Origin of the sequence: Streptomyces sp. LS1784 (genome assembly GCF_020103755.1) — a bacterium.
Classification (GTDB): Bacteria; Actinomycetota; Actinomycetes; order Streptomycetales; family Streptomycetaceae; genus Kitasatospora.
The window spans coordinates 1-24,132 of record NZ_JAHSQD010000003.1; the positions used below are offsets into that span (position 1 = coordinate 1).

The following is a 24,132-nucleotide window of genomic DNA, read 5'->3' on the forward strand; positions in this document are numbered from 1 at the left end:
GGCCGGAGCCGGGTGCGCGGCGGTGGTGCGGCGCGCGGCAGGGGCGGCGGGCGCGGTCGAGGGATCGTCACCGCCCGGCACGACCCGCTCGATCCGCAGCACCAGGTTGCGGCCCTGCCGGTCGCCCGCCCGGTCCTGGTTACGGCTGTGCACGACCTGCGTCAGCACGCCCCGGACCTCCTGCCACCGGCTCTGCACCGCACGGACGTTGGGGTACCACTCGCCCTGGTCCCGGTGCTCCAGGTCGAGCTGCCAGCTCTCCGCCTCCACGAAGTGGACGGCGCCGACCTCGCCCGGGATCTCCACCGGAGCGGCACCCCGGACGGTCACCACCGCCCGCTGCGGGAACCGCCCCTCCACCGCCGTCACCGTGATCCGGCTCGACCCCTGGTACCAGGCCATCGCTGTCCTCCTCGTCCGTTCCTCGGGCCGGCTGCCGACCGCCCTCAGCCGGTAGCACGGACGGCGCCCCCTCCGGGGTTCGACAGAACCGCGTCCGGTCTGAACCCGCCGGCCCACGGCTTCCGTTCAGCGGGGCCCGGTCGGGTCCCGCGACCGACCGGGCCCCGCCCCTCGTTCCCTACTCCGCGGGGGTGATGACGCCATAGTGGCCGTCGTACCGGTGGTACAGGACGTTGCCGCGCCCGGTCTCGCTGTTGGTGAAGAAGACGAACGGCAGGCCGCTGAGGTCGAGCCGCGACACGGCGCCGGCGACGGTCAGTTCGGGCACCGCGTCGGTGCTCACCGAGATGCCCGGCTCGGTCTCCGGCGCCGGTCCGGCCGAGGCGATCCGGTACTCCCCCGCCGCCCCGTCGTGGTGGACGACGCTGTCGCAGCCCGTCACCGCGTCGGTGTACAGGTGGAAGTCGTAGTCCATCGCGTCCAGGTCGAACACCGCCGCCCACGTGGTCTGACGCGTGAAGCTGTAGCTCTTGTGCCGCACGATGCGGCGCTCCTCGGCATCCAGCACCCGGCGCTGCGGCCGGTGTTCCTGCCCGGCGACGGGCCGCTCGGCGTGCTGGCGGTGGTGCCGGTGGTGGGTCCGGACCCGGGCGATCCTGGCGTTCAGCCGGTCCTGGAGCAGGTCGACGGCTTCCTGCATGGTGGCGGCGGCGACGTGGGCGCGCACGGGCCGGCCGTTCAGGTCGAGCGTGGCCTGGGCGGTCGACGGCTTGGCCACGGCGTGGTTGGGCTCCTGGGTGAGCTTCACCCGGACGGCGAGGACCGGTTCGTCGGTCTTCTCCAGGACGGCGAGCAGCTTCGTCCTGGCGTAGTCGGGCGCGGCCAGGGTGACCTCGCCGCGGGTCGTCACCGTGATGGCGGGGGCGGGTCGGGTCTGCAGTCGGTTCATCGTGGTTCCCTTCCTGGTGCGTCAGACCGTGGTGTGCGTTTCGGCGGGGTCGTGGGCCGGGGTTCCGGCCGGCAGGACCTCGTGCTCCGGCTTCGCTCCTCCGGGGGCGGTCCGGACGGTGGTGCCGGTGGTTCCGAGGAGCGTGCCCAGCGCGTTGTCCAGCGGGCCGATGGCGGCGATCCGGCCGGTCTGCTCGGCGAAGGTGGCGGCGGCGTCGGCCTTGGGCCGCATCGAGCCCTCGGGCAGGTCCAGTGCGCGCAGCCGCTCGGGGGTGGCGGTGACCAGCGGGCCCGGGTGGGCCGTGCCGTAGTGGGTGAACACGTGGGTGACGTCGGTGAGGATCAACAGCGCGTCGGCGTCGAGCTGTCGGGCGAGCAGGGCGGCGGTGAGGTCCTTGTCCACGACCGCTTCGACGCCGCGCAGCCGGCTGGTGTACGGGTCGCGGGTCACCGGGATGCCTCCGCCGCCGGCGGCGATCACCACGGCGCCGGTCGCCAGCAGGGTGCGGACCGCCGGTACCTCGACGATCGCCTTCGGCTGCGGGGAGGGAACCACGCGGCGCAGTCGCGCGCCGTCGCGCGCGGTGGTCCAGCCGCGCTCGGTCTCCATCGTCCTGGCCTGCTGGTCGGTGAGTTGCCCGCCGATGAACTTGCCCGGCCGTCGGAAGGCCGGATCGTGGGGGTCGACCTCGGTGTGGGTCACCAGTGCGGTGACGGCGCGGCCCGGCAGCCGGTCCATGAGCTCGCGGGCGAGCAGGGTGCCGATCATGCCCTGGGTCTGGGCTCCGAGGACGTCCAGCGGGTACGGCACGGTGAGCGCCGGGTCGGCCTCGCTCTCCGCGGCGAGCAGGCCGATCTGTGGACCGTTGCCGTGGGTGATCACCACCTCGTGCCCGGCGGTGACGAGTTCGGCGAGCGATCGGGCCGCGTCGTGGACGTGGTGCTGCTGGACGGCGGCATCGGGGTGCTCGCCCCGCTGGAGCAGGGCGTTCCCACCGAGGGCGGCGACGATGCGCATGGTCACTTCCTCCCCAGGGTGGCGACGAGGACCGCCTTGATGGTGTGCATGCGGTTCTCGGCCTGGTCGAAGACCAGCGAGGCGGGCGACTCGAAGACCTCGTCGGTGACTTCGAGGCCGTCGAGCCCGTGTTCCTCGGCGAGTTCGGCACCGAGGTCGGTGCGACGGTCGTGCAGGGCGGGCAGGCAGTGCAGGAAGGCGGTGTCCGGGTTGCCGGTCGCCGCCATCGTCTTGGCGTTGACCTGGTACGGCAGCAGCCGGGCGATCCGCTCGGGCCACTGGGCGTGGTCCTCCCCCATCGACACCCACACGTCGGTGTAGAGGTAGTCCGCGCCGCGCACGGCCTCCTCGACCTCGTCGCTGAGGGTGATCCGGGCGCCGCTGTCCCGGGCGAGCCGCCGGCATTCATCGACGAGCAGCGGGTCGGGCCACAGCTCGCGCGGAGCGGCGACGCGCACGTCCATGCCAAGCAGACTCCCCATCATGAGCAGGGAGTTGGCGGTGTTGTTGCGGGCGTCACCGAGGTAGCAGAAGGAGATCTCCTCCACCGGCTTTCCGCTGTGCTCGCGCATGGTGAAGACGTCGCACAGGCTCTGCGTGGGGTGGCAGGCGTCGGTCAGGCCGTTGTACACGGGGACGCCGGCGTGGCGGGCGAGTTCGGTGACGGCGTCCTGGTCGAAGCCGCGGTACTCGATGCCGTCGTACATCCGGCCGAGGACCCGGGCGGTGTCGGCGATGGTCTCCTTGTGGCCGATGTGCGACCCGTCCGGGCCCAGGTAGGTGGTCATGGCGCCCTGGTCGGCCGCCGCGACCTCGAAGGCGCAGCGGGTCCGGGTGGAGGCCTTCTCGAAGATCAGGGCGATCCTGCGGCCGGTCAGCCGGGGCGTTTCGGTGCCCGCGCGCCGGGCGGCCTTCAGCTCGGCGGCGAGGTCGAGGAGGTGGTGGATCTCGGCGGCGGTGAAGTCGAGTTCGCGCAGGTAGTGGCGGCCGTTCAGGTCGACGGTCATGGCAGGTTCTCCTTGCCGGTCAGTTGGCGGGGTCGCGCTGGACGGGGCAGCTCATGCAGCGCGGGCCGCCGCGGCCGCGGCCGAGCTCGGAGCCCGCGATGGTGACGATCTCGATGCCCTGCTTGCGCAGGTAGGTGTTGGTGGTGGTGTTGCGCTCGTAGCCGACGACGACGCCGGGTTCGAGGGCGAGGAAGTTGCTGCCGTCGTCCCACTGCTCGCGCTCGGCGGCGCGGGCGTCCTGGTCGGCGGACAGGAAGCGGACCTTGTCCAGGCCGAGGGCCTCGGCGAGGGAGGCGGCGAGGTCGGTGTCGGGGGTGACGTCGAAGCCGGCCTGGCGCTCGGGGGCCGGGGTGAGGGTCCACGAGCGCAACTGGTCGGCCAGGCCCGGGTAGAGCGCGAAGGTGTCCCGGTCGATCATCGTCATCACCGTGTCCAGGTGCATGAACGCCCGGCTCTCCGGCAGCCGCACGGCGATCAGCCGGTGCGCGGTGTTGGTCAGGAACAGTTGCCGGGCGAGGTTCTCGACTGCCGGTGCGGTGGTGCGCTCTCCCATGCCGACCATGACGACGCCCGGGGCGATCACGTGGACGTCCCCGCCCTCCACGCTGAGCCCCGGCGCGGTGGTGGTGCCGTCGAGCAGCGGGGGTGCGGTCTCGGCGAACAGCGGGTGGAAGCGGTAGATCGCGGCGGTGTGCAGGGTCTCCCGCCGGCGGGCCGGCTTCGCCATCGGGTTGAGGCTGTACCGGGCGCCGATCCAGCAGGAGTTGTCGCGCGGGAAGAGGTGGTTGGGCAGCGGCGGGAGGGCGAAGTCCTGGTCGCCGAGGGTGTTCCACACCAGGCTGTGCGGGCTCCTCAGCGGCAGGTCGTCCTTGAGGACGCCGCCGATCAGGTACTCGGCGAGCGTGGCGCCGTCGAGCTGTTCGCTCAGCTCGCGCAGCGGCTCGACCAGGGCGGGGCCGACGATGGCCGGGGTGGCAACCTGGCCGAGCAGCCAGGACCGGGCGGGGGCCAGGTCGAGGGTCTCGGCGAGCAGGTCGGCGTAGTGGTGCACGCGCACGCCGTGGTCGCGCAGCACCTGGGCGAAGGCGTCGTGCTCCTCGCGGGCGCGCTTGGCCCACAGGATGTCGTCGAACAGCAGCTCGTCGACGTTGCGCGGGGTCAGCCGGGCCAGCTCCAGGCCCGGTCGGTGCAGGATCACCTGGTGCAGGCGGCCGGCTTCGGAATCGACACGCAGGGTGGACATCGGTGGCGCTCCTCGGAGTTCAGTGGGGGTGGCGCGGGGTCAGCGCGCGGCGGAGGATGGTCGGAAGGCCGACGGGCCGGGCGGTGCGGGCCGCCTTCAGCGGCGGCTCGTGGCGGGCCGGCCCGGTGCCGGTGGCCGGGGCGGCGGTGCCGGTGGAAGCCGCCGTGGCGGGTCGGGCGTGCGGTCGCTTGAGCCAGATGTAGACCGGGATGCCGAGCAGGACGGTGAACAGGCCGTAGTAGACGGTCTGGTAGCCGCTGCCCTGGATCGACCAGTACGAGAAGGCCAGCGCCAGGACGGTGACGGCGACGTCCCGGGCGAAGCGGCGCCGGTCCAGCTCCTCTCGACCGTGCCTCGCCAGCCAGTACAGCTGGGCGGCGGCCGAGACCAGGTACGGGATCACGGCGGTGAGCACGCTCAGCAGCACGATCTCGGTGAACACCTGGGTGAAGCGGGTGTAGCTGATCACGGTGAGCACCGACGCGAGGACCGTCGCCGAGACGATGCCGAAGACGGGTGTCTCGCCGCGGCCGCGGGTACCGGCGAAGGCTGCCGGGAACAGTCCGTCGCGTGCGGCGGCCATCGGCATCTCCGCGCAGATCATCGTCCAGCCGTTCAGCGCCCCGAGCCCGGAGACGATCGCGGCGACGGCGACCAGGTTCCCGGCCCAGCTGCCGCCCGCGATGCTGTTCATCGCGTCCGTGAACGGTGCTACGGAGGAGCCGAGTTGAGCATGCGGGACGGTGCCGAACACGGCCAGGGTGCCGAGCAGGTAGATCGCCGCACAGGCCAGCGTGCCGTACACCGTGGCCCGGGGCACGTTGCGCTTCGGGTCCCGCACCCGCCCGGCCGCCACCGAGGCGGTCTCCAGGCCGATGTAGCTGAACAGCGCGATCGCCCCGGCCGCCGAGATCGCGCCCAGTGCCGAGCCGCCACTGGCGTTGAAGGCCCCGAAGTTGCCGGACTTCACGAACAGCAGCCCGGCTGTGGCCATGAAGGCCAGCGGCAGGAACTTCAGCACCGTGGTGACCACCTGGAAGGCCCCGATGCTGCGCACGCCGGCCAGGTTCACGATCGCCGGAAGCCACAGGCCCGCCAGGGCGATCGCGATCGAAGCCCCGGTGTGGTGGCCCTTGTTGACGAACACCTCGACGTAGCCGACCCAGGCCACCGCGATGGCCGCGTTCCCAGCCCAGGCGGTGATCCAGTACGACCAGGCGGTCAGGAAGCCCGCGAACTCACCGAACGCCTCGCGGGCGTAGACGTACGGCCCGCCACTGCCCGGCACCCGCTCCGACAGCCGCCCGAAGGTCACCGCCAACGCCAGCGCCCCGACGGTCACCAGCACGAACGCCACCAGCGCGACCGGCCCGTACGGCGCGAGCGCGGACGGCAGTGCGAACACGCCGGTGCCGATGATGCTGCCCACCACCAGCGCCGTCGCCGCCGGCAACCCGAAGGACGGGCTCCGCCCCTGTGGGCCGTCTTCCGGCGTGCTCGCCGGTGGTCTTCCGCGGTCCTCTACGGACATCAGACGCTCCTTCCCCAGATGCTCAACCGGGTGGACGGGCCCCGGCCTCGCCGTGTCCCGTCGTAGAAGATCCTCGAACCGGCGAGCGGCGCGTCCCATGGGCCAACGGTCCCGCTCCCCGCACCGGCGGTCCCGGTTTCCCCGCCCGATGGTCCCGGGCCCCGGACCGCGCCGCGCACCGGCGCATGTCGTATGCCGCATGGCACTTGGCGCAGACGCGCTGCCGGATCCGTCCCGGTCGGGACCACCGGCCCACCGACAGGTTCCGTCCGGCCCTGGGGTTCCGCGAGGCCCGACGGGAGATTGGTGCTCACCGGGCGACGGTCGTGCCCGGCCCCCGGCCCGACTTCAAGGGAGCACCCGTGACGACGCGACACGTCCTGGCCGGCCTCGACGGCTCACCGCGGAGCGAGAGCGCCGCCATGTGGGCGGCGGCGCAGGCCCAGCGGCTCGGAGCGCCCCTGCGCCTCCTGCACGTCTGGCCCTGGCTGAGCGACGAGAACCTGGACCGGGCCGAGCCCGGGGACCTCCGGCCCGCCGCGCTCGACGCCCTCGCCCGTGTCGCCGACCGGATCCGCCTCGCCCACCCGGACCTGACGGTGGAGACCGCGGTGCGGCCCGACGACCCGGTGGACGGGCTGGTCGCCGAAGCTCGGGAGCAGGAGCTGCTGGTGCTCGGCTCCCGGGGCCTCGGGGGATTCGCCGGCCTGCTCGTCGGCTCGGTCTCCCTCGCCGTGGCCGCCCGCGCGACCGTTCCGACGGTCCTCGTCCGCGAGGCGGCGGCGCCCCTCCCCGTCGGGAACGCCGGAACCTCCGGTGAGGTCGTGGTCGGGCTCGACTCCTCCGAGCCCGGGGAGGCCGTCCTCGCATTCGCCTTCGCCGAGGCGGAACGCCGCGGTGCCACACTGCGCGCCGTCCACGGCTGGGAACCGCTCTCCGCCTGGTCCTACGGCAGCATGATGCCGCCCCCGATGGACATCCCCGGACAGGAGCGCACGGAGGCGGCCCTGCTCTCACAGCACCTCGCGGACCACCGCAGGAGGCATCCGGACGTGGCAATCGTCGAGGACGTCCGGCTCGGCGGCGGGGCGAAGGCCCTCCTGGACGCGGCGGCTGCCGGTGCCGAGCTGGTCGTCATCGGCCGGCGCGAGCGCCGGCATCGCCTCGGCATGCTGCTCGGACCCGTCGCCCACGCCGTGCTCCATCACTCCACGGCGCCGGTGGCCGTGGTTCCCCATCCGTGAGGACGGACCGCACCCGCCGTCGTCCACCAGGCAGTTGGAGAAGGAGTATCGACATGACCGCCGTTTCCGGGCCGCCCGGTCCGGTCCCGCGCTTGCGCAACCACCTGCGGCAGGCGTTCCGGCGGGGCGGCAACCCGCTGGTCCGCCCGATCGACCGCGCACGCAGCCGGGCCCTGCTGCTGGCCGCGCTCGGCATCGGGCTGGCCCTGCCCTGCTGCGCCGGTGCGGCGACGGCCGAGTTCGTCTCGGCCCGGCACCGGGACTCCGTGACGGCCACCCGCCTGCACGGCGTCCAGGCGGTCGCGCTCACCCCGGCACACCGGCGGATCGAGCCCGGCACCGGAAGGACGCGGTACGAGGCCGACGCCGTATGGACCTCCCCCGACGGCCGCAGCACCACCGGAACCGTCGCCGTTCCCGCCGGCACCGTCGTCGGCGCGGCCGTCGGGATCCGGGTCGACGACACCGGCCGGTCCGTCCCCGCCCCTCCCGGGACGGTCCGTGCCGCCGCCGAAGCGGCCTGCCTCGGGCTCCTCGCGTTCGGCGGCCTCGCCGCTCTCGTCATCGCCGGCCTCAGCATCCGTCTGATGGTCCTCGACCGCCGGGCCGACCAGGCCTGGCAGCACTCCTGGATGCTTCTGGAGCCCCTCTGGAGCGGCCGCACCCCACGCGACAACCGAGCGGGCTGACACCACCGGCCGCGTCCGCGGACGAACCACGCCGGCGACGCCCGGCATCCGGCACCCGGATGGGGACGGCATCATGCCCGAACAGCCGTCGGCGACGACGCCGCCGGCCACGGCCCTCAGCCGTGGCGGACCTCCGGGCGCCGCGCCCCAACAGGGCCGGGAACCGTTCCCCTTCCCGCGGTCGCGGACCGGACGGGCCCTACGTCGGACGGCCGGGCCGCTGCCGGGTGGCGCCGCCCGCCTCGGGTCCGGCGGCGAGGAGGAAGCCGGTGACGAGCTCGGGGCGGATGCGCACGACGTGGTGCATCGCGGCGTCCACCCAGGGGGTGGCCAACTCCTCGTAGCGCCGCACCTCGGCCGGGTCGGAGACGAGCTCCGCGTAGCCGGTGGCGACGACGCTCCACCCCAGGTGGGTGTCGAGGTCGATGGCGTCGGCCTCGTACGCGACGACCGGGCCGGGCGCGCCGGGTACGTCCGCGACGGAGGTCAGGGCGGCGCCCTCGTGGGTGCGGATGATGATCGCGCCGTCGGCGACGACGTGGTTGACCGGCCGGATGGCCGGCAGGGCGTCCTTGGTGAAGACGACCCGGCCGAGCGGCACGCCGGCGAGCAGACGCAGGCAGTCCTTCCGTTCCAGCGGCACCATGTGCCGGGCGGCGACGGCCGGCCGGGGCCGCAGTCGTGTCCTGAGGTGCCGGCGGACGGCTTTGTCCCTCACGGCCGGCCCGCGATCAGGCCGAGGTGGCCTTCGAAGCGGCGGTACAGGACACGGCCCCGCCCGGTGGCGGGATCGGCGTAGAACAGGAACGGCAGTTGCGCGTCCTCGATGCGGTTCACCGCCTGCTCGTCCGTCAGGTGCCGGGCGCCGACGGGGCTGAGGGTGAGCGGTGCGGTGGACCGGCGGGGCGGGGCGGCGGCAACGATACGGGCCAGGCGGTATCCGGTCGGCCCGGTGCGGTAGACGACGGCGTCGGTCTCGGTGGCCGGGTCGGTGAACAGGTGGATGTCGTAGTCCATCGCGTCCAGCGTGCGGATCGCAGCGTCCGGTGAACACCACACCAGCGACGGCGACTTGACGCGGGTGATCAGCCGGGCCCCGTCCCGGGGGGCCGTGTCCCCGGGCGGGACGGGGCGGGGCCAGGGCCGGGGTTTCCAGGTCCCGGTGACGGCCGCGATGCGTCGGCGCAGCTGCTCACCGATACGGTCCACGGCCTCGGTGAAGTCCTGCGCCGCCTCCTGGACCCGAACCCGCCGGCCGTCCACCTCGGCGTTCACCTGCGCCAGCACGCCCGATCCGGTGGCCGACAGCTTGACCTTCAGCGCCTCGACCAGCGCGTTGGCGCTCTGGGAGGCCGCCGCGATCCTCGCGCGTCCCTCCGCCAGCACCTCGCGCGGGATGCCCCCGAAGGCCACCACTGCGATCTCCGTGCTCATGCCCGTCCTTCTTCTGATGTCCGGCCCCGATCCGATGCACGCCTACGCTGCGCGCAAGCCGGACCTGCCACAAGGGTCGAACGGCCCCATCGCCCGGGGTGCTTGTCGTCGACGCCGCGTGGCATCGTCCATCGGCGACCTCACGATGTGCCTCGGCGTGACGCGGAAGGCGCCCCACGGCCCGATGTCAGAGCGCCGGCTCCTCGGCGACGGCGGTTCAGACGCCGGAGACATGGGCGATCTGGCCGACGGCGGCCGTGACCGCCATGGCGAGGCCGCCGCCGATGACAACACGGGCGGCGGGCCCCAGCACGGTGGTGCCGGCGGCGCGAGCGCCCAGTACGCCGGCGAGGGCGAGGCCGCAGAGGGTGACGACGACGATCAGCCACAGGCGGGCCGTGCTGGAGGACGCGAGGAGGCCGAGGAAGGGGAGGAGTCCGCCGACGAGGAAACTGGCGGCGGAGGCGAGGGCGGCCTGGAGGGGGTTGGCGGCGGTCTGTTCGTTGTGGCCGAGTTCGTCGCGCAGGTGGGCCTGTAGCGGGTCGGCCGCATGCAGGGCCTCGGCCACCTGGCGGGCGAGGTCGCGGGGGACGCCGCGGTTCTCGTAGATGGCGGTGAGTTCGGCGAGTTCGGCTTCGGGGGCTTCGGCGAGTTCACGGGCTTCCTTGGCGCGGTCGGCGGTCTCGACGTCGACCTGGGAGCTGACGGAGACGTACTCGCCCGCGGCCATGGACATGGCCCCTGCCGACAGGCCTGCCAGGCCTCCGGTGACCACGGTGGAGGTGCTCACGCCACTGGCGGCCAGGCCGACCATGAGGCTGGCGATGGAGACCAGGCCGTCGTTGGCGCCGAGCACGGCGGCGCGCAGCCAACCGGCCCGGGAGGCGGTGTGCGTCTCGGGGTGAGGGGCGAACCGGTCGTGTCGGGTCATCGGGCGGGATGCTCCTGCCTGCTCGTCGAGGCCGTTGTCACGAATCCGACGCGGTGATGTCCAGCTCGACGTTCGCCTGGGTGTTGGGGACGAACCACCGTACCGGCTCCGGCTGTTCGGCCGACTCCGGAACACCGTCACGGACGGGAGGCGATCGCCGCCCCGCCACGGGCGGCCGGCAGTCTGCGGGCCACGAACTTGCCCAGCTCCCACAGCAGCAGGAGCGCGACGGCGGCCAGCAGGGCCCATCCGAACTGTCGGGCGTCGATGTCGGTGGTTCCGAGGATGCGGTGGAACACGTCCATCTGGGTGACCAGCACCGCCAGGACGAACTCGCCCAGGGCCGCCAGGTTCATCTGCTTGCTGTCGAAGGTGCTGACGGTCAGCGCGGAGCCGCGCTCACTGCGGCACTCGTAGGCCGCCACGATCAGGCAGAGCGCGAAGGCGGTGAACGCGATCGAGTTGCCGACGTGCGTGCTGTGGTAGTGCGCCTCGCCCAGCTTGGTCAGCCCGAGCAGGGCGACCGTGACGGCCAGCCCGGCGAGTCCGACGGTGATCACCACGGGCCTGGTCAGCACCGTCTCGCCGCGCGGGCGCGGGGTGCGCCGCATCAGACCGGGGCTCTCCTGGTCGAAGCCCAGGGCGAAGCCGAACGGGGCGTTGACCACGAAGTGGACCCACAGGACCTGCGCCGGGGTGAACGGTTCACCCGCGGCGATGTTCAGGAGCGCGGCTCCGAGGAAGGTCAGCACGAACGTCACCAGCAGCACCAGGACGAACCGGATGTACTTGGTGAGGTTGTCGTAGAGCTTCCGGCCCTCCTCCACGGCGTAGACGATGGTGGCGAAGTCGTCGTCGGCGAGGACCATGCGGCTCGCGTTCTTCGCCGCGTCGGTGCCGCTGCCCATGGCGATGCCGATGTCGGCGGCCTTGATCGCCGGCGCGTCGTTGACGCCGTCGCCGGTCATGGCGACCACGTCGCCCTTCTGCTTGAGCGTGGCGGCGAGCAGCACCTTGTGCTCGGGCGCGACCCGGCCGACCACGCCGATGCCGTCGATCCGGGCCAGTCGCTCGTGCTCCGGCAGGGCGGCGAAGTCGGCGCCGAGGACGGCCTCACCCTCGATGCCGAGTTGGCGGGCGATGGCCGCTCCGGTGGTGACGTCGTCGCCCGTCACCATGCGGACCCGGATGTGGGCGGCCTGCGCGCTGGCGACCGCGGCCCGTGACTCCTCTCGCGGCGGGTCGACCATGGCCACCAGGCTGGTCATCCGCAGATCCTCGACGAACGCCAGCAGGTCGCCGTCCGGGTCGAAGTCCGCCGGGTCCAGGTCCCGGACGGCCCCGGCCATCACCCGCAGTCCTTCGCCGCCCATCCGCTCGGTCTGCGCCTGGGCGCGTGCGCTGAGGTCCGCGTCCCAGGGGATGACGACGCCCTCCGAGAGGGCCGAGGAGGCGCGGGCCATGACCGCGGGGGCCGCGCCCTTCACGAAGCACCGCACCACCGCCCGGCCGTCCGCGTCCTTTGCCTCGTTGAAGCTGGCCATCAGCTTGTAGCTCGGGTCGAACGGCAGCGTGGCGAGCCGGGGGAAACGCTCCCGGCTGGCCTCGATGTCCAGCCCGGCCTTGTGGCCGAGAACGAGCAGGGCGCCCTCGGTCGGGTCGCCGACGACCTCGCCGTCGACCAGTTTCGCGTCGTTGGCGACCAGGTAGGGCAGGACGGCGTCCTCGATGCTCGGGGCGGAGCCCGCCGCGTGGTGGATCCGCCCGTCGAGGCGGTAGCCGGTGCCGGAGACGGTGTAGCGGTCGGTGGGGCTGAGCACCTCCACGACCGTCATCTGGTTCATCGTCAGGGTGCCGGTCTTGTCGGAGTTGATGGCCGACGTGAAGCCGAGGGTCTCGACGGACGGCAGTTCCTTCACGATCGCGTGCCGCCTGGCCAGGTTGAGGCTGCCGACGGAGAGGATGACCTGGCTGACCGTCGGCAACGCCTCCGGGATGGCCGCGATGGCCAGCGAGACCGCACTGACGAAGAGGGCGTCCCACGCCTGGTCGCGGCTGCGGCCGAGCGCGAACATCACGACCATGGTCAGGCCGGCCGCCCCCGCGATCCACAGCGTCAGGGTGTTGAGCTCCCTGGTGAGCGGCGACTGCTCCCTCTCGGTCGCCGACAGCATCCCGGAGATCTTGCCCAGTTCGGTGTCGGCGCCCGTCGCGGTGATGACGAGCAGTCCGCTGCCGTGGGTGACCGGGGTGTTCATGAACGCCATGTTGGTCTGGTCGCCCGGGCCCAGCCGATCGGCCGGCAGTGTGCCGGCGTTCTTGGCGGCGGGGACGCTCTCGCCGGTCAGCGCCGACTCGTCGATCTGCAGCGCGCTGGCCTCGACGATCCGTCCGTCCGCCGGGACCTCGTCGCCCGCCGCGACGAGCACCACGTCGCCCACGACCAGCTGTTCGGCCGGGACCTCCGCCTCCGTCCCGTCCCGCCGCACCCGCGCGGTGGCCTTCATCATCGACCTCAGCGCGTTCATCGCGCTCTCGGCCTTGCCCTCCTGCCGCAGACCGACCACCGCGTTGAACAGCGTCAGGACGATCAGCAGGACCCCGGTGGTCCACTCCTTGATCGCCAGCGAGACCACCGCCGCCGCCACCAGGATGATCTGCATGTAGCTGCGGTACTGGTCGAGGAAGCGCAGCCAGTCGGGCCTCGGCTTCTCCTCGGGCAACGCGTTCGGCCCGTTCGCGGCGAGCAGTTCGGCCGCCCGGGCGGCGGTGAGCCCGGTCGCCGGATCCACCCCGAGCGAGGACGCGACCTCCCGGGGAGGACGCGCGTACCAGGGGTCCGGGGACTCCTGCGGGCCTGACGGCCCAACCTGCTCCGCCACCTTCACTTGCTCCGCCATCCTCACTCCTCAAGATCCGGGAACGTCCACCCGGGCGTCGGTCGGTCCGGCGCGCCTGCGCGGACGGGTCACGCGCGGCCGCCTCGGGGGGCCTCGCCCTCCAGCCGGCGCTTGGCCGCGCGCAGTTCCTTCCGGGCCTGCTCGTCGACCGTGGGGAACTGCGGATCGATCTCGATCAGCGTGTGCGCGAGCACCGCCGCCGAGCAGATGCGCGCGAACCACTTGCGGTCGGCCGGCACGACGTACCAGGGCGCCCACGGCGTGCTCGTGGCCGACAGCATGTCGGAGAACGCCTCCTGGTAGTCGTCCCAGCGCTCACGCTCGCGGATGTCGGCCTCGGAGAACTTCCAGTTCTTCTCGGGCAGGTCGATCCGCGCCAGGAAGCGGCTGCGCTGCTCCTCCTTGGAGAGGTTCAGGAAGACCTTCACCACCTTGATCCCGTTGTCGGTGAGGTAGCGCTCCCAGTCGTTGATCTCCCGGTACCTGCGGTGCCAGACCCCCGGGCCCTTCGCCTCCTCCGGCAGCTTCTGCCGGTCGAGGTTGTCCGGATGGACACGCACCACGAGGACCTCCTCGTAGTGCGACCGGTTGAAGATCCCGATGTCCCCGCGCGACGGGAGCCGCTGCGCGTACCGCCACAGGAAGTCGTGGTCGAGCTCCTCCGCGGAGGGAACCTTGAAGCTGCTCACGTGGACGCCCTGCGGATTCACCCCGCTCATGACGTGACGGATCGTTCCGTCCTTCCCGCCGGCGTCGAGCGCCTGGAGGCAGAACAGCACTCCGTAGGTGTCCTGGGCGGCCAGCCGTGCCTGGTACTCCGAGAGCAGCGACACGCCGGTGTGCAGCAGCTCCACGCCCTCGCGCTTCTTCATGCCCGCCTTGTACCGGGGGTCGAAGTCCTCCGCGAGGTTCACCCGCGACCCCGGCTTCACCCGCAGCGGCTTGATGAACTTCGCAATGCGCCTGGCCGTTCGTCCGTCCGACATCGCCTGTACCAGTTCCTCTCGGGTCCGGCGGGCATCGCGAGGCCTGCCGCGCCGCCCCGCTGCGCACCGACGTCCTCGACACGGCGGAACCGGGACCGACCAGCACGGAGAGTGCTACCTGCCACGCTGTGGCCCCCGGATGGCCGTGTCAATCCGACGGCGTCCTTCCGGGCCGGGCCCACCCGCGCTGCCCGGCGGGCGCGATTCCGGCCGGATCGCTCGTGCGGCATCCGCGTGTGGCAACGCCCGGGACTGTCAGCAGACCTGACAAAGACGTTATTGACGCTTCTAAGCTCTCAGAAGTCAAGAGCCCAGGGCCTGACTTCTCCTCCGCATGCCCGGGGCCGTTCCGGTCGGCCCGCACGGCAGCCGTGACCTCCGCACCCCCTCCATGCCCTCGTACGGGAGACTCATGATCCACACCCACGGACTCACCCGAAGGTTCCGCGTCAGAGGAGAGACCGTCGACGCGGTACGCGGTCTCGATCTCGACATCGAGGCCGGTTCCGTGGTGGCCTTCCTCGGCCCGAACGGCGCCGGGAAGACCACCAGCCTGCGGATGCTGACCACCCTGCTCGCCCCGACCGCGGGCACCGCCACCGTCGCCGGGCACGACGTCATGGCCGACCCCGCCGGGGTGCGCCGCCGGATCGGCTACCTCGGCCAGGGCAACAGCGCCGGTACCGACTTCCGGGTCGTCGACGAACTCGTCACCCAGGGCCGCGCCCACGGCCTGAGTCGCGCCGGGTCCCGCGTCCGGGCCGAACGTCTCCTGGACGCCCTCGAACTGGAAGGGCTGGCCCGGCGGACGGTGGGCACCCTCTCCGGGGGCCAGCGCCGTCGGCTCGACATCGCCATGGCCCTGGTCCACGAACCGGACCTGCTCTTCCTCGACGAGCCCACCACCGGGCTCGACCCGCACAGCCGCGCCGACATCCGGGAACACGTGCTGTGCCTGCACAAGGAGCTCGGCACCACCATCGTCTTCACCACCCACTACCTGGAGGAGGCCGACCTCTGGGCCGGGCGGGTCCTGGTCGTCGACCACGGCCGGGTGATCGCCGACGGCTCCCCCGAGCGCCTCAAGAACGATCTCGCCGGTGACCTCATCACCTTCACGACCGCCGAGCCTGCCGACACCGGCCCGGCCGCGGCCCGGGCCCGCGCCCTGCGGGCCGTCCGGGACGTGACCGTCGACGACCGGGAGGTGCGGGTGCGGGCCTGCGACGGCGACGTCCGGCTGCCGGAGCTGCTGCGTGACCTCGACGCGGCCGGGATCCGGGTGCACAGCACCCGGCTGGACCGCCCGACCCTGGACGACGTCTTCCTCGCCCTGACCGGCCGCACCCTCCCGGAGGGCGCTGGCGCCGGCATCCCGACCACCTCGCACCGGGGAGCGTGACCTTGAAGGTACTCACCGACACCCGCACCGTGTTCGCCCGCGAACTCGGGCCCGAGCTGCGCCGGCCCGCCGGTCTGCTCTTCACGATGATGCTGCCGTTCCTGCTGCTCGCCCTCTTCGCGCCGCTGCTCCCGGGCGAGGCCGGCGGACCGGCGGGTGCGGGCTCGCCCTGGCAGTGGTTCGTGCCCGGCATGCTCGTCCTGCTCGGCCTGTCCGCCACCGCGGGAGCGGGCGCCTCACTGCTCGGCGAGATGTCCTCGGGCGCCTTCGAGCGGCTGCTCGTCACGCCGCTCAACCGGGCCGCCATGCTCGTCGGACGGACCCTCAAGGAGGTCGTGGTCCTACTCGCGCAGGCCCTGCTGATCCTCCTCCTGCTCCTGCCGACCGACTTCCGGCTGCACCTGCCGGGCGCCCTGGCCGGAATGATGCTGCTGAGCGTCTTCGGCGTCGGTATCGGCGCGCTGTCCTTCACCCTGGCGCTCCACTCCCGTCGGCAGCAGACCCTGTTCTACGGGGTGCAGCAGGTGGTCTTCTTCCCCCTGCTGCTGCTCTCCGGAGTCCTGCTGCCGATCACCCGGGAGGCCGCGCCGGCCTGGCTCTACGTGCTGAGCCGGATCAACCCGGTGACGCACGTGGTCGAGGCCGAACGTGCCCTCTTCGACGGCCGTTTGACCGAGTCGGGCGTGCTGTACGGATTCGTCGCGGCCGCCGCCGTCGCGGCGCTGGGTGTCGTGGCCGGGATCCGCGGCATGCGCAGAGCCTCCCTGTGAATCCCGTCCTGCCGCACCCGTCGACCTGGCGCCGCGGTCCCGGCCTGCCCGCCGGAGAAGCCGACCACCACGTCACCAAGGGACATGACGTACCGTCGGCGACGGAATGACCACGGTCTCCCCCGGTTGAGGTGAACCGCCTTGAGGACCCACATCCCCTATCTCCTGGCCGCGGCCAGCACGGTGGCGACGCGCCGCGCGGACCAGCGCCTGCGCGACTACGATTTGACGCTTCGTCAATATGGTCTGCTCGTCCAGCTTTTCCTCGAACCCGGACTGACCATGGCCGATCTGGCCCGCCAACTCGGCATCGCCCGGCAGTCGGTGCACCGGCTCGTCGACGAGCTGGTCGAGGCCGACCACGTGCGCCGGCGCCCCGGAGCCGATGATCGCTCACGACGACTGGAGCTCACCGACACGGCGCACTACATGCTGACCCGGATCGACGGCCCGCTCGAACGGGTGGAGGCGGAACTGCTCGGCGATCTCGGCCCGGACGAGGTCGAGACCCTGCGCGGGCTCCTCCAGCGCGTGCTGGCACATGCCACCGACGACGAGGCCTGGCTGCCCTCCCGATGACGCCGTCGCACGGATGCCCGCCGCGCTGCCGGGAACGGGCGTTGAGGGGCGAGGCCCACGTCTTCGTACCGGCGCCCCGGGTCCTGACAAGCCCGACGGGTGGAGCCTCCGACGTGCGTCGGAGGCTCCACCCGTGATGGCGCGGGGGCCGGTCAGGCGCCGGCGGACGCCAGTCGGGCGTGCCGGCGGGCGGTCGCCTCGGCGGGGTCGAGCACCGGGACGGCGGCCAGCAGGCCCTTGGTGTAGTCGTGCCGGGGTGAGTCGTACACGGCGTCGGCGTCGCCCTGTTCCACGATCCGCCCGGCCCGCATGACCGCGACGCGGTCGCTCACCTGCCGGACCACGGCGAGGTCGTGGGCGATGAAGACCAGCGCGAGGCCGAGGTCGCGCTGCAGCTCGCCCAGCAGCTCGACCACCTGAGCCTGGGTGGTGACGTCCAGCGCGGAGACCGGCTCGTCGCAGACGATCAGTCGCGGCCGGGGCGCCAGCGCCCGGGCGATGCCGACCCGCTGCCGCTGCCCGCCGGAGAACTCGTGCGGGTAGCGGTGGTACCAGTCGGCGTCGAGCCCGACGCGTTCGAGGAGATCGCCGACCCGGGTGCGGATGCGGCGCTCGTCGCTCTCGCCCGCGACGCGCAGCGGGTCGGCGACGGACTCCCCGATGCTGCGGCGCGGGTTGAGCGAGGAGACCGGGTCCTGGAAGACCATCTGCAACTCCCGTCGGATCGGGCGCAGTTCCTTCTCCCCGAGCGCTCCGATGTCCCGGCCGCGATAGTGGAGCCGTCCGCCGGTCGGCTCCAGCAGCCGGACGAGCATCCGTCCGAGCGTGGTCTTCCCGGAGCCGGACTCGCCCACGATGCCCAGCGTCTCGCCGGCCCGCACGGTGAGCGATACCCCGTCCACGGCGGTCACGGGGGCGGCGCGCCGGGCGAGGCCGCCGCGGGTGGCGAACTCCCGGCGCAGGTCGACGGCTTCGAGCAGGACGTCGCCCTCGACGGGCCCGGTGGAACCGGCAGGCCCGGCGAGGGCCTCCGGGGCGTCGACCCGCGGCACCGCCGACAGCAGCGCGCGGGTGTACGGCTCGCGCGGAGCGCCCAACACCTCGGTGACCGGGCCGTGTTCCACCGCCCGGCCGTCCTTCATCACCAGCACCCGGTCGACGCTCCCGGCGACCACGCCCAGGTCGTGGGTGACCAGGACCAGCCCGGCCCCGGTCTCGGCGCGCAACTCGTGCAGCAGGTCGAGGATCTGGGCCTGGACGGTGACGTCCAGCGCGGTCGTCGGCTCGTCGGCGACCAGCAGCCGCGGCTCGCAGGCCAGCGCCATCGCGATCAGCACCCGCTGGCGCATGCCGCCGCTGAACTCGTGCGGACGCGACCGCGAGCGGCGTGCCGCGTCGGCGATGCCGACGCGGTCGAGCACCTCGACGGCCCGGGCCCTGGCATCCCGGCGGGAGACGTCCCGGTGCACCCGTACGACCTCGGCGATCTGGTCCCCCACCGCGTAGTACGGGTCGAGGGCGGAGAGCGGGTCCTGGAACACCATGGCCGCCAACCCGCCGCGCAGGCGCCGGAGTTCCTCGCCCTCGGCGGTGACGGCGTCGACGCCGGCGACCCGGACCGAGCCGCCGATCCGGGCGCCGGTCCCGCGGTGCAGGCCGAGCAGTCCGTAGGCGACGGTGCTCTTGCCGGAGCCGGACTCGCCGACGATGCCCAGCGCCTGCCCGGCCTCCAGGGTGAAGCCCACGCCGTCGACGGCGCGGACGTGGCCGTCGCCGACCGGGAAGTCGACGACCAGGTCCCGGACGTCGACCAGGGGTCCGGCGCTCGGCGGTCCGGCGACCAGGCGTGCGGCGCTCAGGGGTTCGGCACTCAGGGGCACGGCGCTCACGTCAGGACCACCCTTCGGTCGGACACCGCGTAGAGCACGTCCGCGATGACGTTGGCGAGGACCACGCAGAACCCGGTGACGAGGGTGAGGCCCACGACGGTCGGCAGGTCGATCAGTCCGACCGAGGTGACCAGCAGCTTGCCGAGCCCCGGGAGGCCGAAGAGCGACTCGGTCAGCACGGCGGACCCGAACATCGTCCCGAGGTCGATGGCGGTGAGCGCGATCACCGGGGTGAGCGCGCCGCGCAGCGCGTGCCTGGTCACCAGGCTCCGTTCGCTGACGCCGTACGCCCTGAAGGTCCGGATGTGGTCGTCGGCGAGGGCCTCCAGCATGGACGAGCGGGTCAGCCGGGCGTACTTGGCGGACTCGATGAGGGCGAGCGAGACCCAGGGCAGCAGCAGGCCCCAGAACCACTGCTGCGGGTCCTCGGTGAGCGGCACGTAGCTCGGGAACGGCAGCCACTGGAGCTGGGCGCACAGGACGATGAGCAGCACCAGGCCGATGATGAACACCGGGACGGAGCTGCCGGCCAGCGTCAGCCCGGTCAGCAGGCGCTCGCCGAGCCGGCCCCGGCGCAGCGCGGAGACCAGCCCGGCGCCGACCCCGAGGACCAGCCAGACCACCATCGCGCCGAGCGCCAGCGAGGCCGTGACCGGGAGCCGGGCGGAGATCATGTCGGTGACCTGCTCGCCGCTGCGGTAGGAGACGCCGAGGCAGGGCGCCGGGCAGTGCAGCAGGCCCGTTCCGGCGCTGAAGTCGCGGCCGGCGACGATGCCCTGGAGGAAGTGGGCGTACTGCAGGTGGACGGGCGCGTCGAGGCCAAGGCGTTCGCGCACCTGGGCGACCTGGGCGGGGCTGCACTTCTCGCCGCAGGCCAGCTGGGCGGGGTCGCCGGGGGCGATGTAGAAGACCGCGTAGACGATCAGGGAGAGCGCGAGCAGGACGCCGAGCATGCCGACGGCCTTGCGGAGCAGGAAGCGGGTCATGCGGTGGCCTCCTCGGTGGTGCTCGAAGGACGGGCGTCCGAGGCGGGCCGGTCCGCCGGCGAACCGGCGCTGCCGCGCGCCGTACCGACCCGCAGCCGGGAGGCCGCGCGGGGGTCGAGCTCGGTGCGGACGGCATCGCCGAGCACGGTGAAGGCGAGCACGGTGACGAACAGCAGCGCCGACGGGAGCAGCACGTACATCGGGTCCGCACGGAACCAGGTGGTCGCGCCGGAGAGCATCTGGCCCCACGACGAGGTCGGCGGCTTGACGCCCACACCGAGGAAGGACAGCCCGGCCTCGGCCATCACGTTGGACGGCAGCAGGACCGCCGCGTAGGTGATGACCGGCGCGGCCAGGGAGGGCAGCAGCTCCCGGCGGGCGATCCGCCACCGGGTGGCGCCGGCCAGCCGGGCCGCGGCCACGTAGTCGAGCTGCCGGAGGCTGAGCGTCTGCGCCCGGACCAGCCGGGAGGTGCCGCCCCAGCCCAGCAGCCCGATGACCAGGGTCAGCAGGAGCGGGCGGGGGAAGCCGGAGGGCACGACCGCCATCAGCGAGATGGCGAAGACCAGCGAGGGCAGCGCGAGCATCACCTCGGTGGTGTTGCCGATCAGCTGGTCGAGCACCCGGCTGCCGAGGCCCGCGGCCAGCCCGAGCAGGACGCCGATCGCGACCTGGACGAGGGTGGCGCCGACGGCGACGAGCAGCGAGATCCTGGCGCCGTCGACCAGTCGGGCGAACACGTCGCGCCCGGTGCCCGGTTCGACGCCGAGCCAGTGCTCGGCGCTGACACCGCCGAAGGAGCCGTTGGGCACCCCGCCGGCCGCCGAGTCGAGCAGGTCGTTGTGGTAGCTGGTGGGGTCCTGGCCTTCGATCGCGCCGAGCAGCGGTGCCGCCGCCGCGATCAGGACGAGCAGGACGATGACGAGGCCGGCGGCGAGGACGGCGCGCCGCGCGAGCAGCCGCCGCCACACCTGTCGCCCCCCGGCGGCCGGGGAGGCCGCGAGGCCCTCCCCGGCTCTGGGTTCCTGTGGAGCCATGGTTGTCCGATCGATCCGTCCGTCGCCGTCCGCTACTTGACCGCGACCTGGGAGATGTCGAGCACGCCGGTCCAGTCGCTGATGACGATGTTGCGGACGTCCTTGCCGGACAGCCGCTTGTAGACGGGGTGGAACAGCGGGACGGTGAGGGCCTGCTCGCCGATCCGCTTGTCCAGGGCGCCCCAGCGCTTGGCGGCCTCGGCGTGGTCGGTGATCTTGTTGATCTGGTCGATCTCGTCGTTCACCGACGGGTCGTCCAGCTGCGCGGAGTTGAAGTTGTAGCCGTCGGTGACGATCTGCCGGCCGTCGAAGATCGGCGCGAGGAAGGGGCCGCCGGACGGCCAGTCGGCGCCCCAGCCGGAGAGGAAGAGGCCGGGCTCGGTGCTGACGGTGTGGATCGTCTTGGAGTACCTGGTGGAGTCCAGGGCCTCCAGCTGGACGGTGATCCCCGCCGCCTTCAGGCCGTCCTGGACGGCGGTGGCCAGGTCCGGGCCGTAGCCCTTGCCCGTGGCGCTGGAGTGGGTGAGCGTGATGGTCAGACCGTCCGGGTAACCGGCCTCCTTCAGCAGCTCCTTGGCCTTCTCCGGGTTGCCGGTGGCGCCGGCCGGGAACGGGTCGTACGGCGTGTACCCGAACGTCTCCTGGTTGGGCAGGTAGGTGGTGGCGGCCTCGGCGAGCGAGGAGCCGCCGGCGGCGTTGACGACCGAGGTGCGGTTGATCGCGTAGGCGACGGCCTGCCGGACCCTGGGGTTGTCGAAGGGCTTGACCTTGGGGTTGAACGCCAGGTAGTTGACGTAGCCGAAGTGGCCGGTGCCCACGCGTGCGGCGAGGGCCTTGTCGTCCTTCACCTGGGCGAGTTCGGAGGGGCCGAGGTTGGTGTCGGTGGTGACGGCGGCCGCGTCGGCGCCGGTGCCGGCGGAGAGCCGCTGGTTGATCACCGCCGGGTCGAGCCCGGACTGCACGTCGATGGTGTCCGGGTACGCCTTGCGCTGGTCGTCCGTCGCCGCAGACCAGTTGGGGTTGCGCGTGAGGACGAGGTGGGCACCGTCGTTCTCGTTCTTGACGACCTGGTAGGGGCCGGAGGAGACGGGGTGCTCCTGGTACTTCGTCCCGGTGTCCTTCGCCTTCGGGACGGGTGCGAACTGCGTCTGGGTGGCCAGGTACGGGAAGTCGCCCTCGGGCTTGGCGAGATGGAAGACGATGGTCTTCTCGTCCGGGGTCTCGATGGCGCTCAGACCGCCACCGTCCTTGTACGGACCCTGGTAGTCCGCGGCGCCGACCAGCCAGTCCCTCAGGAACGGTGCGCCACCGGAGAGTTCGGGAGCGAACGACCTCTCGATGCCGTACTTGATGTCGGCGGTGGTGATCGGCGAGCCGTCCTCGTACGTGAGGCCGTCCTTGAGCCGGTAGGTCCACACCGTCGCACCCTCCGACGGGGTGCCGGTGTCGGTGGCGAGGTCCGGGACCACCTTGGTGCCGGCCGCGCCGTCGGCCCGGTTGCGGGTGGTGAGGGTGCGGAAGACCAGGGAGGGCACGTTGCCGCCGCCGGAGGTGTAGAGCCGTGCGGGGTCGAACTGGTCCTGCGGGTTCTGGTTGAGGACGGTGAGGGTGCCGCCCTGCTGCGGCGCGGCGCCCTTGTCGGCGCCTCCACCGCCGTCGGCCTTCGGTCCGCACGCCGCCACTCCGACGACCAGGGCGACGGTGACGGTCGCCGCGGCGAGGCGGCGGGGGGTGAAGGTGGTTCGAGACATCGGAAAGGGGGCCTTTCGCTACCGATGGTGCACGGAGGAAGGCGGGCGACAGTGAGGCCTTGGGAAGAGTGAGCGGCACCGCGCCCGCAGGAAGGGGCGACGCCCCGACGCGGCGATCACCGCAAAACGCGTCGGGACAGGCGGATTCAGCGACAGAGATTGTCGGAAACGCAGTGCGCGGCCACGCCGATCAGCGCCAGCTCGATGGCGGCGCACTCGATCGGGTGGCGGTCAGACATGCCGAGAAGACTGTATGAATTTAAGTGGGATGTCAAAATCCCCGACACCATCCGGCCTTCGCCGGCGCGTTTCGGAACGGCGGCTCGCGGCCGTGCGGTAAACACCGCCCCCACCGCCCGGGTGAGTTCCGTGAACACCGCGCCGCCCCCACACGGGCGCCACCCGCCTCCTTCGACAGGACGCCGGTCAGCGCGCCCTGCCCCCACCGCGCGCCGTGCCGGCCCGGGAGCCGAGGAGGGACGAGAGCACGGCAGCGGCGTGCGGATTCTGCTGCCGGGACCGCTGGAGCTGCGACCCGCCGAGGGCACGGCCGTCCACGCCGGAGGCGCCGGCGCGGGCCGGGCCCCGGAGAAGGGGTCCGGCCCGCGGGCGGAGTGCGGTGCGCTTGTGGTGACTTACCGTCAGTCGGCCGCCCCGGCCCGGGAAACGGGGCTGCCGCCCGTGCGGGCGTCGTCCCGGCCCTCGACCAGGACGGCGGGCTCCAGCGGCGAGGCGATCTCCTGCGGTCTGCTGCGGGACGCCCAGTCGCGGATGCCGAGCAGCACCATCACGAAGAAGATCCCGTAGACGATGCCGGAGAAGTACAGCTCGGAGTGGACCGCGAGCGGCACGCCCACCAGGTCGACGGCCAGCCAGACGAACCAGAACTCCACGTAGCGGCGGGCCTGGCTGTACATGGCGAGGATCGAACCGACGAAGATCCAGGCGTCCGCGAGCACCATCCACCACGGCGCCCCGGGGTAGAACGAGGCGTCCGTCCCCTTCAGCACCGCACCGAACGCGGCCGTCCCCAGCACCATCGCGGCCATCAGCACCGCGCGTTCCCGCCCGGACGCCCAGCGGACGTTGATGGTGCCTTCCTGCTCCCGGCTGCGCTTCCAGGTCGCCCAGCCCCAGGAGGCCGAGACGATGATGACGATCTGCCGGGCGGCGTTGCCGCCGAGGTGCACGTTCAGGCTGGCGATCAGCAGCAGCACCGAGCCGAGGATCTGCACCGGCCAGGCCACCAGCGAGCGCCGCAGGGCCAGCCAGACGGTGGCGAGCGCCAGGATGTTGCCCAGGAAGTCGGACCAGTAGACGGGGAGGCCGAAGAAGTCGAACTGCTCGTTCAGCCAGTGGAACGCGCTCATGACTCACACCTTTGT

22 protein-coding genes are annotated in these 24,132 nt (G+C 72.5%); 5 read left to right on the forward strand and 17 right to left on the reverse strand.

All coding sequences use genetic code 11. The features are described 5' to 3' along the window. The 6 genes from KS423_RS00765 to KS423_RS00790 form a co-directional block, all read right to left on the reverse strand. Positions 1-402 (reverse strand): hypothetical protein (locus KS423_RS00765; RefSeq protein WP_224273557.1); only part of this gene is annotated, 402 nt, incomplete at its 3' end. A gap of 178 nt (positions 403-580) precedes the next feature. Next, positions 581-1,351, reverse strand: coding sequence for a sigma 54 modulation/S30EA ribosomal C-terminal domain-containing protein (locus tag KS423_RS00770; RefSeq protein ID WP_224273559.1), 771 nt, complete (start codon positions 1,349-1,351; stop codon positions 581-583). Between the two features lie 21 nt (positions 1,352-1,372). Next, on the reverse strand, positions 1,373-2,368 hold the full coding sequence (locus tag KS423_RS00775; protein ID WP_224273561.1) for a carbamate kinase: 996 nt from the start codon (positions 2,366-2,368) through the stop codon (positions 1,373-1,375). A gap of 2 nt (positions 2,369-2,370) precedes the next feature. Beyond that, positions 2,371-3,375: an ornithine carbamoyltransferase gene (argF, locus tag KS423_RS00780; protein WP_224273564.1), complete on the reverse strand. Its 1,005-nt coding sequence runs from the start codon at positions 3,373-3,375 to the stop codon at positions 2,371-2,373. Between the two features lie 19 nt (positions 3,376-3,394). After that, the gene (locus KS423_RS00785) at positions 3,395-4,618 is read right to left on the reverse strand and encodes an arginine deiminase (RefSeq protein ID WP_224273566.1); all 1,224 of its coding nucleotides are present in this window, start codon (positions 4,616-4,618) and stop codon (positions 3,395-3,397) included. Between the two features lie 19 nt (positions 4,619-4,637). Further along, complete coding sequence (locus KS423_RS00790; RefSeq protein ID WP_374119886.1) at positions 4,638-6,050, reverse strand: APC family permease; 1,413 nt, start codon at positions 6,048-6,050, stop codon at positions 4,638-4,640. Positions 6,051-6,511: 461 nt separating this feature from the next. On the opposite strand from KS423_RS00790, the gene KS423_RS00795 reads away from it, so the two are divergent. Continuing rightward, positions 6,512-7,393: a universal stress protein gene (locus tag KS423_RS00795; protein ID WP_224273570.1), complete on the forward strand. Its 882-nt coding sequence runs from the start codon at positions 6,512-6,514 to the stop codon at positions 7,391-7,393. A 53-nt stretch (positions 7,394-7,446) separates the two neighbouring features. Then, positions 7,447-8,082: a hypothetical protein gene (locus KS423_RS00800; RefSeq protein WP_224273578.1), complete on the forward strand. Its 636-nt coding sequence runs from the start codon at positions 7,447-7,449 to the stop codon at positions 8,080-8,082. A 199-nt stretch (positions 8,083-8,281) separates the two neighbouring features. On the opposite strand, the gene KS423_RS00805 is transcribed toward KS423_RS00800, so the two are convergent. The 5 genes from KS423_RS00805 to KS423_RS00825 all read right to left on the reverse strand — a co-directional run bounded on the left by KS423_RS00805 (position 8,282) and on the right by KS423_RS00825 (position 14,333). Beyond that, entirely contained in the window at positions 8,282-8,728 is a 447-nt protein-coding gene (locus tag KS423_RS00805) for a pyridoxamine 5'-phosphate oxidase family protein (protein WP_224273728.1), read from the reverse strand. Between the two features lie 68 nt (positions 8,729-8,796). Beyond that, the gene (locus KS423_RS00810) at positions 8,797-9,516 is read right to left on the reverse strand and encodes a sigma 54 modulation/S30EA ribosomal C-terminal domain-containing protein (protein WP_224273580.1); all 720 of its coding nucleotides are present in this window, start codon (positions 9,514-9,516) and stop codon (positions 8,797-8,799) included. A gap of 217 nt (positions 9,517-9,733) precedes the next feature. Continuing rightward, the gene (locus KS423_RS00815) at positions 9,734-10,447 is read right to left on the reverse strand and encodes a VIT1/CCC1 transporter family protein (protein ID WP_224273589.1); all 714 of its coding nucleotides are present in this window, start codon (positions 10,445-10,447) and stop codon (positions 9,734-9,736) included. Positions 10,448-10,584: 137 nt separating this feature from the next. Beyond that, complete coding sequence (locus tag KS423_RS00820) at positions 10,585-13,347, reverse strand: HAD-IC family P-type ATPase (protein ID WP_224273591.1); 2,763 nt, start codon at positions 13,345-13,347, stop codon at positions 10,585-10,587. Between the two features lie 68 nt (positions 13,348-13,415). Beyond that, entirely contained in the window at positions 13,416-14,333 is a 918-nt protein-coding gene (locus KS423_RS00825) for a polyphosphate kinase 2 family protein (RefSeq protein ID WP_374119885.1), read from the reverse strand. A gap of 412 nt (positions 14,334-14,745) precedes the next feature. Here KS423_RS00825 and KS423_RS00830 point away from each other — a divergent pair, with 412 nt between their 5' ends. From KS423_RS00830 to KS423_RS00840, 3 genes are all read left to right on the forward strand, one after another. Beyond that, positions 14,746-15,735 carry an ATP-binding cassette domain-containing protein gene (locus KS423_RS00830; RefSeq protein ID WP_224273594.1) on the forward strand — a complete coding sequence of 330 codons (990 nt, stop codon included), beginning with the start codon at positions 14,746-14,748 and terminating at the stop codon, positions 15,733-15,735. Positions 15,736-15,737: 2 nt separating this feature from the next. Then, positions 15,738-16,505 (forward strand): ABC transporter permease, encoded by a 768-nt coding sequence (locus KS423_RS00835; protein ID WP_263454333.1) that lies wholly within the window; start codon positions 15,738-15,740, stop codon positions 16,503-16,505. 141 nt (positions 16,506-16,646) lie between these two features. After that, positions 16,647-17,084 (forward strand): MarR family winged helix-turn-helix transcriptional regulator, encoded by a 438-nt coding sequence (locus KS423_RS00840; protein WP_224273598.1) that lies wholly within the window; start codon positions 16,647-16,649, stop codon positions 17,082-17,084. 152 nt (positions 17,085-17,236) lie between these two features. Here the strand turns inward: KS423_RS00840 and KS423_RS00845 are convergent, their stop codons facing one another. The 6 genes from KS423_RS00845 to KS423_RS00870 form a co-directional block, all read right to left on the reverse strand. Continuing rightward, positions 17,237-18,928, reverse strand: a complete 1,692-nt coding sequence (locus KS423_RS00845) for an ABC transporter ATP-binding protein (RefSeq protein ID WP_308020117.1) — start codon at positions 18,926-18,928, stop codon at positions 17,237-17,239. A gap of 41 nt (positions 18,929-18,969) precedes the next feature. Further along, positions 18,970-19,959: an ABC transporter permease gene (locus KS423_RS00850; protein WP_224273600.1), complete on the reverse strand. Its 990-nt coding sequence runs from the start codon at positions 19,957-19,959 to the stop codon at positions 18,970-18,972. Beyond that, the gene (locus KS423_RS00855; RefSeq protein WP_224273602.1) at positions 19,956-20,996 is read right to left on the reverse strand and encodes an ABC transporter permease; all 1,041 of its coding nucleotides are present in this window, start codon (positions 20,994-20,996) and stop codon (positions 19,956-19,958) included. Before KS423_RS00855 ends, KS423_RS00850 begins: the two co-directional genes overlap by 4 nt. A 32-nt stretch (positions 20,997-21,028) precedes the next feature. Further along, positions 21,029-22,747: an ABC transporter substrate-binding protein gene (locus tag KS423_RS00860; protein ID WP_224273604.1), complete on the reverse strand. Its 1,719-nt coding sequence runs from the start codon at positions 22,745-22,747 to the stop codon at positions 21,029-21,031. Positions 22,748-22,893: 146 nt separating this feature from the next. Then, entirely contained in the window at positions 22,894-23,124 is a 231-nt protein-coding gene (locus KS423_RS00865) for a hypothetical protein (RefSeq protein ID WP_224273606.1), read from the reverse strand. Positions 23,125-23,388: 264 nt separating this feature from the next. Continuing rightward, positions 23,389-24,117, reverse strand: coding sequence for a nicotinamide mononucleotide transporter family protein (locus tag KS423_RS00870; RefSeq protein WP_224273608.1), 729 nt, complete (start codon positions 24,115-24,117; stop codon positions 23,389-23,391). Positions 24,118-24,132 lie beyond the last annotated feature (15 nt).